Annotated in this window: 11 protein-coding genes; 6 read left to right on the top strand and 5 right to left on the bottom strand. The window is 63.5% G+C overall.

The genetic code is table 11. The annotated features are described in order from the left end of the window. The first annotated feature begins 4 nt into the window (after positions 1-4). Positions 5-391: a RidA family protein gene (locus tag ACSC1P_RS19550; protein WP_435361882.1), complete on the top strand. Its 387-nt coding sequence runs from the start codon at positions 5-7 to the stop codon at positions 389-391. Between the two features lie 72 nt (positions 392-463). Here the strand turns inward: ACSC1P_RS19550 and ACSC1P_RS19545 are convergent, their stop codons facing one another. Then, positions 464-1105 (bottom strand): DUF8102 family protein, encoded by a 642-nt coding sequence (locus ACSC1P_RS19545; protein ID WP_435361881.1) that lies wholly within the window; start codon positions 1103-1105, stop codon positions 464-466. A gap of 386 nt (positions 1106-1491) precedes the next feature. On the opposite strand from ACSC1P_RS19545, the gene ACSC1P_RS19540 reads away from it, so the two are divergent. Continuing rightward, entirely contained in the window at positions 1492-3117 is a 1626-nt protein-coding gene (locus ACSC1P_RS19540; RefSeq protein WP_435361880.1) for a BCCT family transporter, read from the top strand. A gap of 122 nt (positions 3118-3239) precedes the next feature. Further along, positions 3240-4577, top strand: a complete 1338-nt coding sequence (locus tag ACSC1P_RS19535) for an aminotransferase class III-fold pyridoxal phosphate-dependent enzyme (protein WP_435361879.1) — start codon at positions 3240-3242, stop codon at positions 4575-4577. 57 nt (positions 4578-4634) lie between these two features. On the opposite strand, the gene ACSC1P_RS19530 is transcribed toward ACSC1P_RS19535, so the two are convergent. After that, positions 4635-5918 carry a threonine ammonia-lyase gene (locus ACSC1P_RS19530; protein WP_435361878.1) on the bottom strand — a complete coding sequence of 428 codons (1284 nt, stop codon included), beginning with the start codon at positions 5916-5918 and terminating at the stop codon, positions 4635-4637. After that, positions 5911-7194 (bottom strand): amidohydrolase, encoded by a 1284-nt coding sequence (locus tag ACSC1P_RS19525; protein ID WP_435361877.1) that lies wholly within the window; start codon positions 7192-7194, stop codon positions 5911-5913. Before ACSC1P_RS19525 ends, ACSC1P_RS19530 begins: the two co-directional genes overlap by 8 nt. 186 nt (positions 7195-7380) lie before the next feature. Here ACSC1P_RS19525 and ACSC1P_RS19520 point away from each other — a divergent pair, with 186 nt between their 5' ends. Together ACSC1P_RS19520 and ACSC1P_RS19515 are read left to right on the top strand one after the other, a co-directional pair. Beyond that, positions 7381-8349 carry an NAD(P)-dependent oxidoreductase gene (locus tag ACSC1P_RS19520; RefSeq protein ID WP_435361876.1) on the top strand — a complete coding sequence of 323 codons (969 nt, stop codon included), beginning with the start codon at positions 7381-7383 and terminating at the stop codon, positions 8347-8349. Between the two features lie 6 nt (positions 8350-8355). Further along, positions 8356-11502, top strand: a complete 3147-nt coding sequence (locus ACSC1P_RS19515) for an FAD-binding and (Fe-S)-binding domain-containing protein (protein WP_435361875.1) — start codon at positions 8356-8358, stop codon at positions 11500-11502. Between the two features lie 133 nt (positions 11503-11635). Here ACSC1P_RS19515 and gdhB read toward each other — a convergent pair whose 3' ends face one another. Further along, on the bottom strand, positions 11636-12946 hold the full coding sequence (gene gdhB / locus ACSC1P_RS19510; protein WP_435361874.1) for a glutamate dehydrogenase GdhB: 1311 nt from the start codon (positions 12944-12946) through the stop codon (positions 11636-11638). A 2-nt stretch (positions 12947-12948) separates the two neighbouring features. After that, positions 12949-14127, bottom strand: a complete 1179-nt coding sequence (locus ACSC1P_RS19505) for a M24 family metallopeptidase (protein ID WP_435361873.1) — start codon at positions 14125-14127, stop codon at positions 12949-12951. A gap of 724 nt (positions 14128-14851) precedes the next feature. Here ACSC1P_RS19505 and rdfA point away from each other — a divergent pair. Beyond that, positions 14852-15475 (top strand): rod-determining factor RdfA, encoded by a 624-nt coding sequence (gene rdfA / locus ACSC1P_RS19500; protein ID WP_435361872.1) that lies wholly within the window; start codon positions 14852-14854, stop codon positions 15473-15475. The last annotated feature ends 145 nt before the right edge of the window (positions 15476-15620 follow it).

Genomic DNA, 15620 nt, shown 5'->3' with positions numbered 1-15620 from the left:
TCCAATGACACGACAACGAATTGTCACGGACGACGCACCGCGTACGGACAATCCCTACTCGCAGGCGGTCCGCGCCGACGACACGCTGTACGTCTCGGGCTATGGGCCGGTCGACCCCGACACCATGGAAGACGTCGAGGGCGACATCGGAGTCCAGACAGACAGAGTCCTCGACAACATCGCGGCGGTGGTCGACGAAGCCGGCGGCGACGGGCTCGACGACGTGGTAAAAGTGACTGTCTACGTCACCGACCTCGACGACTACGACCGGGTCAACGAGGCGTACGGTGCGCGCTTCGGCGAGGTTCCACCAGCACGTGTTTGCGTCGAAGTATCCCGTCTCCCGGGCGACGTGCGCGTCGAGATGGACGCTACCGCACATCTCGGATAAGGCCTCCCACTTCGGCCCCCAGTTCTTCGGTCGTCGTGGGTCATTGACCCTGCAGAAAACTCACTTGCGCTCTCAGTCGTTCAGTTCTTCGACCCGTCTGTCGCGCTGTTCGTTCGCGGCGCCGACCTGCGCGATGAACTCCGACATCTGTGCTTTCATCTCCGAGCGGAGGTCGGTCGCCGAGAAGTCGTCGGACTCGGCGAGGAGTCTGACGAACGCCTGCAACTCCTCGTCGGTGAGTTGGTCGAAGTCGCCGAACTCTAGCTTGTCGATGACCGTGTCGACGTCGATTTGCCCCACTGGTTCGACGTTGAAGTCGACCGTCACCATACGGTAGTCGGACCCTGCCAGTTCCTGTTCGGCTTTGTTGACGCCCTGTGCCAACATGTCCTTGAACGGAGTGTAGTACCCCATCGTCCCGAGGTGGAGGAACGCGAGCATGTCGGTGATTCCCCGCGTATAGGCATCGCGGTCCTCGTCGTCGGGGTTGAACACCGTCTCGCGGTCACGGTCTTCCAGGCACTCGAAGAGGATGGTGAAGTCGAGCATCGCGTTGCGTAGTCGGCGACGGATGCGGTTGCGTTTCTGCTTTTTCGAGTGTTCGGTGTAGTCGGTCTTCCGCCCGAGGAGGTACTCGCGGTCGCTCGGTGTGAGGATGCCGCGGCCACGGTCCGCGGCGAATGCGAGGTTGCCGTCGTCGTTTTCCATACCCATACACAGTTTGTGTGTATGCCTCGGGTTATACGTTCCGGCTGGCTCCTCACAAATCGGGAATACAGTGGATAGGACGACGTTATACGTGGGACATTATCAGTATGTGTATACACGCCTCAATACCAATGATGTAAACGGTATCTGTTCCCGGCATAATCAATAACCACAACCTTTATTGTCTAATTCCTTGAACAACGTGGTGTACGGCACCGTTTAGCATGGATGCCGGCCACACGAATCAGAACGATGCGCTCCATCACAGAATCCGTTCACGGCCGTCGTCGCGATGCACAGTTGCGGGACCACAGACTGACCGACCGTCTTGCGGGGGGGAGTCGTGGCGTGTCGGATGCGTCTGAAAACGGGACCAGCGGAGGGGGAAACACGTGAGTACCTCCGACGGACCGGTCGGCGAATTCCTCGACGAGATAGAACCGGTCGTCTTCACCTTCGGGGCAGCGATAACGATACTGTTCGTCGCCGCGTTCAGTCTCCGCCCAACCGCCTCGCTCGAGTTCGTCGACTCGATTCGACTCTGGATTCTCTCGACGTTCAACTGGTTCTTCTTGCTCGTGATGCTCGCGTTCGTCCTATTCCTCGGGTTCGTAATCTTCGGCCCGTGGGGCAGACTCAAGCTCGGCGACGAGAAACCGGAGTACAGTTATCTCTCGTACTTCGCGATGATGTACTCCGCCGGATTGGCGGCTGGCATCGTCTTCTGGGGGCCAGCCGAGGCCATGTACCACTACTCGACGGTCCCGCCGATATTCAGCGCACAGGGGCAGTCGGCCGCCGCCATGCCTCTCGCCGTCCAGTACGCCATCTTCCACTGGGCCGTCATCCAGTGGTCATGTTTCACAGTGATGGGCCTCGGCATCGGCTACTACGTGTACAACTATGGTGCGCCCCTTCGCGTGTCTGCCGTGCTCACGCCGATTCTGGGTGCCGACAACGTCGACGGCATCACGGGCAAAATCGTCGACATCTTCGCCGTGTTCGCCACCCTTGGCGGGGTCGCGACCTCGCTCGGGTTCATCGGCAGTCAGTTCATCACTGGACTGGAATTCCAGTGGGGCATCGTCTTGGGTGACATCGGAACCGTCCTCGTCATCACCGGGATGGTGGTCATCTTCACCACCTCGCTTGTGTTGGGCGTCGACAAGGGCATCCGCCGACTGTCGAATTTCAACATGGCGATGTTCCTGTTACTGATGATTGCTACCCTCGCCTTCGGACCGACGTTCCGCATCCTCGAACTCGGGACGCAGGCCATCGGCGGGTACATGGGTAACTTCTTCGAGATGAGCCTGTACACCAACGTGACGAACACCACGAACGACAAGTGGGTAAACGCCTGGACTGTCTTCTACTGGCTGTGGCCGCTGGCGTGGTCGCCGTTTGCCGGGTTGTTTATCGCCCGGATCTCGCAGGGCCGCAGCGTCCGCGAAGTCGCGTTCGCTGGCATCGGTGCCACGTCGCTGGCGACCATCCCGTGGTTCGCCATCATCGGCGGCGCAGGTGTCCTGATGCAGAATAGCGGAACCGCGGACATTCTTGGCCCACTCGGGGAATACAACGAGTCGGTCGCAGGATACGTCCTCTTCGGGAACCTACCCATCGCTGGGCCGGTACTGCTAATCGCCTTCCTCGTACTAGTCACGACGTTCTTCGTCACGTCAGCTGACTCCTCGACGCTGGCCGTGGCGATGATGACCAGCGGCGGAAAGAAGGAACCCTCTGCCATCAACCGCATCTTCTGGGCGGTACTGCAGGGATCGGTGGCGTCCATCCTGATGGTCGTCGGCGGTGTGCAGGCGCTGCAGTACGCAGCCATCATCACTGGCGCACCGTTCGCCGTCATCTGCCTCATCACGATGCTCGGGCTGATTCGTAGCTTCCAGCAGGACTACGGCGGCCTACTACTCCAGGAGCAAACGCAGATCTGGGGCAGTCCGAAATCCGACGACGACCAGACATCGTCGTCTGGGGCCGTCTCCGGGGGTGACGACTAAGCGAGCACGTCCACTCACTTGCCTGCGTTCGCCATCGTGCGACGCCGGCACAGGGGTCTCTCACACTGGTCTCGAACCGTCAGATACCAAGATTTTATGTACGGCGTCAACGATTGCCGTGTATGGACAGGGATACCGCAGAGCCCGACACAGCCGCGCTTCCCGGGCCGAACGCTGCGAAGTGGATCGACTATCACTCCGAACACGCCGCACCGAGTGAGTACTCGCACGAGTTCGTCTGGGACGTGACCGCCGAGGCCGACGGCCCGTTCGTCACCGACGTCGACGGGAACGTCCTCCTCGACTTCACCTGTCACATCGGGGCGGCACCGCTCGGCTACAACAACGAGAAGGTGCTCTCGAAACTCCGCGAGTTCGACCTCGTCGAACCGATGAAGATCGCGGGCCAGGACATGTACTTCGGCGCAGGTCCGGACCCCGAGACGGCCGAGTTCCCGGGTTCCAGTCACCTGATGGACCAGCTGGTCGACGTCTCGTCGCACTACGACATGGACACGGTGTTCCTCTCGAACTCCGGCGCGGAGGCAGTCGAGAACGCGATGAAGGTGAGCCACAACCACAAGCCGGCCGCAAAGTACGGCTACGCCTTTGAGGGGAGCTTCCACGGTCGGACCCTCGGGACGCTCTCGCTCACGAAGTCGAAAGAGGTGTACACCCGGCACTACCCCGAAATCGCCGGCGTAAAGACGGTCCCGTTCTGTGACTGTGAGAGCGAGGCCGAGTGTACCTGCGGATTTTTCACCGGCGACGGCTCCAGACTCCGAAACGCCCTCTCGCCCGAGGGTGGCCACGTCAACCCCGACGAAGTCGCCTTCGCGGTCCTCGAACCCATTCAGGGCGTCGGTGGCTACCGCTTCCCCAGTGAGTCGTTCATGACCGAAGTCGGTGCAGTCTGTGACGAGTACGACATTCCGGTCGTCGTCGACGAGATTCAGTCCGGCGTGGGCCGGACCGGCGAGATGTGGGCTATCGACCACTACCCGATCGAGCCTGACGTCATCGCCAGCGCGAAGGGACTCCGCGTGGGCGCGACCATCTCCCGTTCGGACGTCTTCCCGACCGAGAAGAACCGCCTCGGTTCCACGTTCGGCGGCGGCGACCTGCTGTCTTCGATGCAGGGCGCGTTCACCCTCGAAGCTATCGACGAGTACGACCTGCTCGACAACGCCACCCAGCGCGGTAGACAGGCCAGAGAACTCTTGCGGGACGACGCACCCGAGCACGCAGTCGACATCCGCGGGAAGGGCCTCATGCTCGCCGTCGAGTTCGACACAGCCGACCGCCGTGACGCTGTCGTCGAGGCCGCACTCGCCCGCGGCCTGCTGACCCTCGGCTGTGGGAAGAAGACGATTCGACTGCTGCCCCCGCTCGACTCCACCGAGCGCGAAATCGAGATGGGCGTAGGCATCTTCTGCGAAGCGATGCACGACGCCGCGTAGCGACTGAAGGAGTTCTTTCTGCGTTCGAACAAGGGGAGACGGCGGACCGGAGGCCGACTACGATACTCGGTCCGCATCCAGCGAGTGTTCGACGACTCGCACACCGTCGATGTCATCGAGCGAGCTAACCACAGTCGCGAGGTGGTCAGCACTACTACCTGCAATACCGACTTCGACCGGCACGCGGTTCGGGTGGTCGGCCGCGGTCGGCCGGGCACGCTCGGCCACGTCGAGTTCACCGCCGGTTGCTTCGACCGTCTCGGCCACGTCGCCGAGGGCCGTCGGCCAGCCGTCGAGTTCCAGTCGGGCGTGGACGTATCGGTCCATCGCTTCGAGGCCGACGCGGGTCAGGTCACCGTGTTCGGTCAGGTTCACGTTGCCACCCGAGACGACGGCCGCGACGTGTTCGCCGTCGACGTCGACCGCACCGGAGAGCAAGGCGGCGACCGGTGCGGCACCGGCCGTCTCGGCGACCGTCTTCGCGCGCTCCGCTAGGACCGCCGTCGCGACGGCGAGGTCCCTGTCGCTCACGCTCACGACGTTGTCGACGCGCTCGCGAACGACAGCGAACGTCTTTTCGAGGAGTCGCGCGTCGGCGATTCCTTCGGCCACCGTGTCGACCTCTGAGAGCATGTGGATCTCGTCCGACTCCAGCGACGGTTTCGCGTGGGCGGCACCCTCGGGCTGAACGCCGACGACTCGAACGTCCGAGTCGTGTGCCTTCAGAACCGTCGCGATGCCTGAGATGAGGCCGCCGCCGCCGATGGAGACGAGGACGGTATCGAGGTCGGGGGCCTCGTCGACAATCTCTCGACCGACCGTCCCCTGCCCAGCGATGACCGCGTCGTCGTCGAACGGGTGGACGAACTCCAGTCCCTCGTTCTCGGCGAGATCCAGTGCGTACTCGTAGGACTGCTCGTACATCTCGCCCTCGACGACGACCTCGGCCCCGTAGCCGCGGGTCGCCGCGATTTTCGCCGCAGGTGTGATTTCGGGGACGACGATGGTCGTCTCGATATCGAGCAACTGACCAGCCAGCGCGACACCCTGTGCGTGGTTTCCGGCGCTCGACGCGACGACCCCGCGCTCGCACACGTCGTCCGGCAACTGGGCCATCGCGTTGTACGCACCGCGAATCTTGAACGACCCGGTCCGCTGCATGTTCTCCAGTTTGAGGTCGACCCGGGCCGCACCGCTCCGGTTGGCGAGTGTCGTCGACCCGTCGAGTGGTGTCCGGTGGACCACGTCTGCGAGGTAGTCGTGTGCGGCCGCCACGTCGGCTGAAGTCACGATAGCCGAGGCGGGCGGAACAGTGTCACCGGTGGTTCCTTCCTCACTCATGACCGTCCTCTGCCACGGCGAGTATCGTGTTCGTGAGCACGTCGACGCCGGTTTGCAGGCTCCGCTCGTCCACGTCGAACGTCGGCGTGTGGTGACTCGTCGGGTGGTCGGTGCCGACGATGGTGTAACACGCTAGTCCGCCGTCTTCCTGCACCCGCTGCATGAGGAAGGTCGCGTCCTCGCTGGCACCGAAGTCCGCGGTCGGGACGACTCGCTCGACACCTTCGACTTCGCCAGCTACGTCCGCGACGACGTCGACGAGCTCGGGGTCGCTGTCGGCCCGCGGGTTGTAGCTCACGACGTCGACCGAGGCGGTACAGTCGTGGAGCTCCGCAGCTTTCTCGAACCGGTGTCGAAGCTCGTCGCGAGCGTACTCCATGAGCTCCGTCGTCTCACCCCGGGCTTCGGCGATGGCTTCGACGTCTTCGGCGATGACGTTGCTCGCCGTGCCCCCCTCGACCCGGCCCACGTTGACCCGCGTCATCCCGTCGGCGTGGCGCGGAATCCCGTACACGTTCTCGATGGCGGTGCCGAGCGCGTGGATGGCGTTGGCCCCTTCCTGCGGCGACTGGCCGGCGTGCGCGGAGGTTCCCTCGATTTCGACGTCGACGTGGCACATCGCGAGCGGCTTTTCGATGCCGGCGACCACCGCTCCTGTGGGGTGGCCGAGGCCGACGTGAATGGCGAAGAAGTAGTCGATATCGGCTGCGTAGCGGCTCTTCGCCATCGGTGCGCCCCCGCCCCCGACCTCCTCTGCCGGTTGGAAGAACACGACCAGTCGGCCGGCGAAGTCGCTCTGCTTGATGGCTTCGAGAGTCGCGAGCCCCCACGTCATGTGGGTATCGTGGCCGCAGGCGTGCATCGTCTCGCCCGTCTCGGAGCGGAATCCCTCGTCGGCGGGCACGTGGCCCGCCTCGTCAGACTCCTCGATGTACAGCCCGTCGATGTCGACGCGGAGACCGACCGTCGGGCCGTCGCCGCGGTCGAGGACGGCGACTGCGCCAGTCGCCCCGCCCTGCATCTGCTCGACGAGGTCGGGGTCGGCCCCACGGTCGAGCGCGCGCTGTGACCACTCCTCCAGTTCGTCGTCGTCGGGGACGGCCATCCGGTCGGCCGGGTCGTAGGCGTCAGCCCCGATGGCGAGTTCGTCGACGCCGATTTCGCGCAGTTCCTCGACGAGTCGCGCGGTCGTCTGGAACTCGCACCACCCCGGTTCTGGGTGGCGGTGGAGGTCTCGGCGAAGCTCCGCGAGTCGGGTAGTGACAGCATCGGCCATGTTCCCGTCTAGCAACCTCTACGCACTTAAGGATAAACGATATTCGTGGACATGAGATACACAAAAGGACTAAGGTGACACCTCACAAACGGTGGCGTATACGCACGCCGTACGGGGCTAGTCGACGGTACAGCAGCACAGCAGTGTAGCCGGGCAGTTCCGTCCACGGCGCGATACACACTATCCATGACCGAGACCGACGTCGTCGTCCTCCGTGAGGGGACGGAAGGCCTTTCGATGGAATCGTACGCCGAAACGCTGCGTGACCGCCTGCCGGACCGGACGGTCACGCTGGCGCGAACACCGAAACAGGAGCGCGAACTGATTCCCGACGCGCGGGTCGTCACCGGTATCACCATCGACGAGGACTTGCTCGACCGGGCCGACCGACTCGAGCTGTTCGCCTGTACGTTCGCCGGCACCGACCACGTGCCGATGGACACCCTCAACGAGCACGGTGTGGCCGTCACGAACGCCGGTGGCATCCACGCCCCGGGTATCGCCGAGCAGGCCATCGGGAACATGCTCGTGTTCGCCCGCCGCCTCCACGAGGGCTGGCGGCGCAAGCAGCAGTCGCAGTGGCGGCACTTCCAGTCCTCCGAGTTCACCGACAGCACGGTCACGGTCGTCGGACTCGGCTCCATCGGACAGGCAGTCGTCCAGCGCCTGCAGGGGTTCGAGGTCGACACCATCGGCATCCGGTACACACCCTCGAAAGGCGGCCCGACAGACGAGGTACTCGGCTTCGACGAAGACGATGTCCACGACGCGTTCTCCCGCAGCGACTACGTCGTCCTCGCCTGCCCGCTCAACGACCTGACCCGCGGCCTCGTCGGAAGCGACGAGTTCGCGACGATGCCCACCGACGCCGTCCTCGTCAACACCGCCCGTGGCGGTATCGTCGACACCGACGCACTGGTGTCGGCGCTCCGGTCGAACAAGATTCGCGGCGCGGCACTGGACGTGACCGACCCCGAACCGCTGCCCGCCGAGCACCCGCTGTGGGACCTCGAAAACTGTCTCGTCACACCTCACACCGGCGGCCACACGCCGAAACACTGGGACCGACTGGCCGACATCGTCGCCGAGAACCTCGCCCGTCTCGACGACGGTGAGACGCTCGAAAACCAGATTCTCGCCCCCGAACCACGCTGATACTCGATGGCGACACAGGACCCGGCGGACGACCCACGTGCCGAGTACGAGTACGCCGGCGGCGACGTCTCACGCCCCGGCCTCGTGGACGACCTCTCCGCCCGCGTCGAGGGCGACGTGCGGTTCGACGAACACACGCGCCAGTTGTACGCCACCGACGCATCGGCCTACGAGGTGACCCCTATCGGGGTCGTCATGCCGAAGTCGACTGCAGACGTGGCGAGCGTCGTCTCGTACTGCGCCGACCGCGAGATTCCGGTGCTGCCTCGCGGCGGCGGGACCAGCCTCGCTGGTCAGACCGTCAACGAAGCAGTCGTGCTGGACTGCTCGCGCTACATGGACGACGTGCAGTCGCTCGACCCGGACGCCGCGATGGCGACCGCACAGGCCGGCACCGTCCTCGCCGACCTGAACGCCGCCGCGGCCGACCACGGGCTAAAATTCGGTCCCGACCCGGCCGCTGGCGACCGGAGTGTCCTCGGCGGGGCAATCGGGAACAACTCGACCGGCGCGCACTCGCTGGTGTACGGGAAGACCGACCACTACGTCGAGTCGTGCGAGGTCGTCCTCGCGGACGGGACCGTCCACCGCTTCGGCGAGATTTCGGTCGACGAACTCCGCGAGAAGGCCGACCCCGACGCCGATTCGTGGGGAACAGACGGGCCGCCGAGTCCGCTCCTCCCGGCCATCTACGCCGAAGTCGTCCGGGTGCTGGACGAGGAGTCCGACGAAATCGACGACCGCTATCCCGACCTGAAGCGCAACGTCTCCGGCTACAACCTCGACGTGCTGGTCGACGAAGCGCGCGGTGAGCGCCCGACTGCAGATGGGTCGGGAATCGCCCCCGACAGCGAACCGGGTACCGTCAACCTCGCTCGGTTGCTCGCCGGGAGTGAAGGGACGCTCGCCGTCGTCACCGAGGCGACCGTCTCGCTCGAACCCATCCCCGAGACGAAGGCTGTCGCGCTCCTCACCTACGAGGACGTGTTCGACGCGGCGGCGGACGTAGCACCGATTCTGGAGCACGACCCTGCGGCCGTCGAACTCATCGACGATGTGCTCATCGACCTCGCGCTCGACACCGCCGAGTTCCACGACGTGGCCGCCTCGCTTCCGGAGGGGACCCGCGGCGCGCTGCTCGTCGAGTTCTACGCAGAGTCCGACGCCGACGGCCGCCAGCAGGTCGCCGACCTGCTCGCCGAACGCGCGCCCAGCGTCACGCCCGAGACGGAGCCGTCCCAGGGCGTCGAAGTCGCAGCGGACGCCCGCGCCTTCGACGCACTCGAAGCACACGACGACGAGGCTCGCGCCGGCCTCTGGAAGATGCGAAAGGCGGCCGCGCCCATCCTCCTCTCGCGAACCACCGACGAGAAACACATCTCGTTCATCGAGGACTGCGGGGTGCCGGCCGACCAACTGCCAGAGTACGTCGAGTACTTCCGCGAGGTCATCGACGACCACGACGCGAACACGAGTTTCTACGCCCACGCCGGTCCGGGCGTCCTCCACGTCCGGCCGCTCGTGAACACGAAGACAGTCGAGGGCCTCGACTCCTTCGAGACCATCGCCGACGAGATTACCGACTTCGTCGTCGAAGCCGGCGGCTCGGTCTCCGGCGAACACGGTGACGGCCGCGCCCGCACCCAGTGGAACCACAAGCTGTACGGCGACCGACTCTGGGACACGTTCCAGGACCTCAAGACGGCGTTCGACCCCGACTGGCTGCTGAACCCTGGACAGGTCGTTGGGCTGCCCGACGACGCCGAACCGGCTCGTGCCCGTACGGTCGAGATGACCGAGAACCTGCGGTTCGACCCCGACTACGAGTTCGAGGCGTCGTTCGACCCGACGCTCGACTGGGACACCGCGAACGGCTTTCAGGGTATGGCCGAACTCTGTCACGGCTGTGCCGGCTGTCGCGGCGGCCAGGACACTCGCGGCGGCGTGATGTGCCCCACCTACCGCGCCGCCGAGGAGGAGAGCCTCTCGACCCGCGGCCGGGCGAACATGCTCCGACAGGCGATGAGCGGCGACCTCTCGGCCGACGCCCAAGACACCGAGGTCATGCGAGAGGTGATGGACCTCTGTGTGGGCTGTAAGGGCTGCAAACGGGACTGCCCGAGTGAGGTCGACATGGCGAAGCTCAAAGCCGAGGTCGAACACGCCCACCACGAGGAGCACGGGTCGAGTCTCCGCGACAAACTGTTCGCTGAGATCGACCGATTGAACGAACTCGGCTCCACCTTCGCGCCCCTGTCGAACTGGGCCGCGAAAGTCCCGGGAGCCCGATTCGTCACCGAACGCGTACTGGGAATCGCCAGCGAGCGGTCGCTGCCGACGTTCCACCGCGAATCGCTGGAAGACTGGTTCGAGGCACGTGGTGGCTGTCGCGTCGACGCGAGCGACGCCGACCATCGGGTACTCCTCTTCCCGGACACGTACACGAACTACAACCACCCCGATGCTGGCAAGGCCGCGGTTCGCGTCCTCGAAGCGGCCGGGGTCCACGTCGCGCTGCCAGACGACGTGACCTCGACCGGACGCCCGGCGCACTCGAAAGGTTTCCTCGACCGCTCCCGGGAGCGTGCGAAGACGAACGTCGACGCGCTCGCCCCGCGAGTCGCCGAGGGCTGGGACGTGGTGCTCGTCGAACCATCCGACGCCGTGATGCTCCAGTCGGACTACCTCGATCTACTCGGTGGTGAGGCAGTCGCCGGAGAGCCACGCACAGAAGCTGTCGAATCGGTCGCGAGCAACACCTACGGTGTCATGGAGTACCTCGACGCGAACCGACTCGTCGCGGCCCTCTCACTCGCTTCCCCCGACGAACACCTGACCTACCACGGCCACTGCCACCAGAAAGCGACCCGCAAGGACCACCACGCGGTCGGCGTCCTCCGCCGGGCCGGGTTCGCCGTGGATGCGCTCGATTCAGGCTGTTGCGGCATGGCCGGGTCGTTCGGCTACGAGGCCGAACACTACTCGATGAGCAGGGCCATCGGAGAGATACTCTTCGATCAGGTCGACGACAGCGACGGCGACACCGTCGTCGCGCCGGGTGCCTCCTGTCGCACGCAACTCGGCGACCGGGACGAGGCCGCGCCAGAGCCACCGCATCCCATCGAGAAGGTCGACGAGGCGCTTCGCGACTGAGCGATTTCTCCAGTTTACTCCTGACTTTCTTCAGCCAACTCGGCTTCGACACGCTGTGTCGGCAGCAAAGTCACAGCTACTGTGCGAAACAGGCGCGAAAAAATTCGCCGTCGAATCTTGCTCGGCTGAACCGTTAGGGCCAGAGTCCGCGCGTCTCTTTCGCTTTGCCGATGCGCGAGAGTGCGACCACGTAGGCGGCGTCGCGCCACGAGAGGTCTTGCTCGTCGACCTCGCGCTGGACTGCGGCCCACGCTTTCAACATCTCTTCTTCGAGTTCCTCGTGGACGCGGTCGAGGGACCACTGCCGCCGGTTGATGTCCTGCAGCCACTCGAAGTAGGACACGGTCACGCCGCCAGCGTTCGCGAGGATGTCCGGCACGACCGGAACGCCGCGCTCTTCGAGGATGGTGTCCGCGGCGAACGTCGTCGGGCCGTTCGCCCCCTCGACGAGGAGGTCGGCGTCGATGTCGTCGACGTTGTCTGCGGTGATGACGTTCCCGACCGCTGCCGGAATCACCACGTCCACGTCGAGTTCGAGCAATTCGGCGTTCGAGAGCGTTTCCGGAGCATCGTAGCCCGACACCATGCCGGGACGCTCGTCGTGGCCTTCCACGTCCTGCGTGTCGAGGCCGTCCGGGTCGTAAATCGCGCCGTCGACGTCCGAGACGGCGACGATTGATGCACCCCACTCGTCGAGGAGTCGGGCAGCGTTTGCACCGACCGACCCGAAGCCCTGGACCGCGACGGTCGTGTCTTCGATGTCCCAGCCGTAGTAGTCGATAGCCTCTCGCGTGATGATGGCGACGGACCGGCCGGGTGCCTCCTCGCGGCCGTAGGAACCACCGATGACTGGTGGTTTGCCGGTGACGACGCCGGGCATGGTCTCGCCTTCCTGCATGGAGTAGGCGTCCATGAACCACGCCATCTCTTTCGGACCGGTGCCCATGTCGGGCGCGGGCACGTCCTGTTTCGGTCCGACCACATCGCGCAGTTCCTCAGCGAGGCGACGCGTGAGTCGCTCTCGCTCCTCGTCCGAGAGGGTCTTCGGGTCGACGGTGATGCCGCCCTTTCCGCCGCCGAAGGGGAGGTCCATCACCGCGCACTTCCACGTCATCCACATCGAGAGGCCGATACACTCCTCAGCACTCACGTCTGGATGGTAGCGGATGCCGCCCTTGTACGGCCCGCGCACGTCGTCGTGCTGAGCACGATAGCCGGTGAACACCTCCAGCGAACCGTCGTCACGCCGGAGCGGGACCGACACCTGCTGGAGTTTCGTCGGGTGTTTCAGTCGCTCGATGACGCCGTCTTCGACGTCGACGTAGGCTGCTGCTCGTTCGAGTTGGCGACGAGCGTTCGCCAGTGCCGATTCTGGTTCGGTGTCGCCGGTGCTGGTCGATTCGCCGCTCGTTTCGTCCGTCTCGGGAGATTTCTGTTTCGACATGGTCAGGCGGTGAACAGCGTGCGTGGGAAGTCGGCCAGCGGTTCGGCACCGTCGGACGTGACGACGAACGTCTCGCTCAGTTCGACGCCGAAGTCGTCGAACCAGAGGCCGGGAATCGTGTGGAACGTCATGTTCTCTTCGAGGACCGTCTCGTCGCCGGGGCGGAGACTCGCCGTGTGCTCACCCCAGTCCGGCGGGTAGCCAAGGCCCATCGAGTAGCCGATGCGGTCTTTCTTCTCGATGTCGTACTTCGCGATAGTGTCGCGCCACGCCTTCTCGACCGTCTCGCAGGTGACGCCCGGTTCGACTGCGTCCAGTGCGGCCTCCATCCCCTCGACGACGATTTCGGCGGTCTCTTCGATTTCGGCCGGCGGGTCGCCGACGAACGTCGTCCGCGCGAGCGGGGAGTGATACCGGTGGCGACAGCCGGAGAGTTCGATGATGACCGGGTCGCCGTTTTCGAACTCGCGGTCGGTCCACGTCAGGTGTGGCGTCCCGGTGTGGTCGCCGGAGGGCATCAGCGGCACGATGGAGGGGTAGTCGCCGCCGTAGTCTTCGGTGCCGTCGATGAGCGCAGAGTAGATGGCTTCGGCAGCCTCGTACTCGGGCACACCTTCCTCGATGGCGTCGAGGCCAGCCTGCATCGCGTTCTCGGAGATTCGTGCGGCTTCGCGCATGTAATCGAGCTCTGCCTCGGACTTCTTGATGCGGACCCAGTTGACGAGGAGGGTCGTGTCCTCGAAATCGGCCTCCGGGAGGTTCTTTTGCAACCGGGTGTAGGACTTCGCGGTGAAGTAGTACGCGTCCATCTCCAGACCGACGTTCCCGTCGTCGACGCCGAGATCTTCGAGCACCGTGGCGACGAAGTCCATCGGGTGCAGGTCGTGGGGCGACTGTACGTGGTCGTCGCTGTAGGGCCGGATGCTCTCCTCGCCGAGTTGTGTCGTGGCTCGGGCCCCGTTGGCGTCCATCTCTCGACCGACCCACACCGGTTCGTCCCGGTCCTGTGTGACCACGACGCCCTGGTGGACGTAAAAGGACCAGCCGTCGTAGCCGGTCAGGTAGTTCATGTTCGCCGGGTCGCTCACGAACAGGGCGTCGAGGTCCCGTTCCGCCATCCGCTCTTTCGTCCGTGCGATTCGCCTCTCGTACTCGCTGCTATCGAAGACGGCGCTGGGCATGACAGGTTCTCACGTAGGTAGTCTCATAGGGGCTGTAAATACTTTTTTGTGTATAACAGTAACAAATTCTGTGTATTTTTCACGATGTGGTCCGACGACTCCGCGGTACCCTCGATGTCACCCCTGATTTGTCCCGTTGGCGTTCGACCCTGACGCGTCTGAGCACTGACGACGAGCGACGACTGTCTCGACGAATTAATAACTGGTATGTGAACTTTGTGGTCTAACCAGCTAGTAACACTGGCCAGTTAGAACAGAAAAATATCATATATTATAAAATTATATTTTGCTCCTGATATTGGTTGGTTCTGTGCGATACATTTGGAACAGTCTTGTTGATGGAGTCTATTTATTCTCTGGAGATTAGCCCCTGAGTGGAATTATACAGCTTGGAAAATATTCCTATCGTACGGCGATACTATCAATTTTACATGGGATTTATGAACCGGGAAGATTAGTAAACTCTCCGAGTTAAGTATACAGCATTTGACTTTCACAAGAACGCTAAGAGTCGTTAGTGGTTCTTAGAGCTTTGATTCTCGTAAACTCTTCCACCACTGATTTATGCGATAAATAGAATCCGGAACCAACCTCAAATTCTTCTCTCCTGATGTTAACACTGGACCTGTCTCTGGAGCCATGACGACGTGAGGAGCGTAGTATCGTGCTGGCGGTTGGTCTTTCGACGAGAAGCCTTTTTATACGATGTCGCCAACAAAGTGGCATGGGACGCGATGGGCACTCGACACCGACTGGCGGCGGTCGTGGGAAAGTCGCTCGACTGATCGAGAAGTACGACCTCGGACGTGAGCTCGGCGACGAACTCGTCGACCGCTGGACCGGGACGGACGCTGAACGGATGAGTCTCCGGGAACTCGCGACACTGTTCAACCGAAATCTCCTCGAAGCGGCGTTGCGAGCGCAGGGGGAACACCCCCATCAGGACGAACTGCGGTCGTACTACGACCGGCTGAACGACGGTGAGACCAGCGCGGGCGAGCGTGTCGAAGTCGAGTACGAACTCTCGAACGCAGGCGTCGACGTCGAGGAACTGGAAGCCGATTTCGTCTCGTACCAGTCGATAAATACGTACGTGAAGAGTAGAGGTGCCGAGTACGACCACGCCGACGACGCTACCCAGGTGGAGCGGGACGCAGCGAGCGTCCAGCGATTACGGTCGCGACTCGAATCCGTGGTAACCGAACGTCTCGACAGACTGGAGCGGACGGACCGAATCGGACTGGGGGAATACTCCCTCTACGTCGGCATCGACGTGTACTGCGAGGACTGCGAACGAAAGTACTCGTTCGCCGAGTTGCTCGAAGGCGAGGGATGTGACTGTCGCTAACGACGCTGGACTACTATAACGGACGTACCGCTGTTAGGGTTTGACCGGCTGACAGACGCCGTCGCCGACCATCGTCGCTGACGGTGCACTGAAACAACCAATACGGGTGGTGAGTCTATCGTTCCCTTCGGTGTAACGGACGTGC

It is taken from the genome of Haloarchaeobius caseinilyticus, from assembly GCF_051207395.1.
Lineage (GTDB): Archaea > Halobacteriota > Halobacteria > Halobacteriales > Natrialbaceae > Haloarchaeobius.
This window is presented reverse-complemented; position numbering and strand designations above follow the sequence as displayed.

Bases quoted from the DNA above. Each gene is read 5' to 3' on its own strand.
- gdhB (WP_435361874.1), bottom strand. From the start codon at position 12,946: ATGTCGAAACAGAAATCTCCCGAGACGGACGAAACGAGCGGCGAATCG.
- ACSC1P_RS19530 (WP_435361878.1), bottom strand. From the start codon at position 5,918: ATGAGTGAGGAAGGAACCACCGGTGACACTGTTCCGCCCGCCTCGGCT.
- rdfA (WP_435361872.1), top strand. From the start codon at position 14,852: ATGGGACGCGATGGGCACTCGACACCGACTGGCGGCGGTCGTGGGAAA.
- ACSC1P_RS19520 (WP_435361876.1), top strand. From the start codon at position 7,381: ATGACCGAGACCGACGTCGTCGTCCTCCGTGAGGGGACGGAAGGCCTT.
- ACSC1P_RS19515 (WP_435361875.1), top strand. From the start codon at position 8,356: ATGGCGACACAGGACCCGGCGGACGACCCACGTGCCGAGTACGAGTAC.
- ACSC1P_RS19550 (WP_435361882.1), top strand. From the start codon at position 5: ATGACACGACAACGAATTGTCACGGACGACGCACCGCGTACGGACAAT.
- ACSC1P_RS19535 (WP_435361879.1), top strand. From the start codon at position 3,240: ATGGACAGGGATACCGCAGAGCCCGACACAGCCGCGCTTCCCGGGCCG.
- ACSC1P_RS19525 (WP_435361877.1), bottom strand. From the start codon at position 7,194: ATGGCCGATGCTGTCACTACCCGACTCGCGGAGCTTCGCCGAGACCTC.
- ACSC1P_RS19505 (WP_435361873.1), bottom strand. From the start codon at position 14,127: ATGCCCAGCGCCGTCTTCGATAGCAGCGAGTACGAGAGGCGAATCGCA.
- ACSC1P_RS19545 (WP_435361881.1), bottom strand. From the start codon at position 1,105: ATGGGTATGGAAAACGACGACGGCAACCTCGCATTCGCCGCGGACCGT.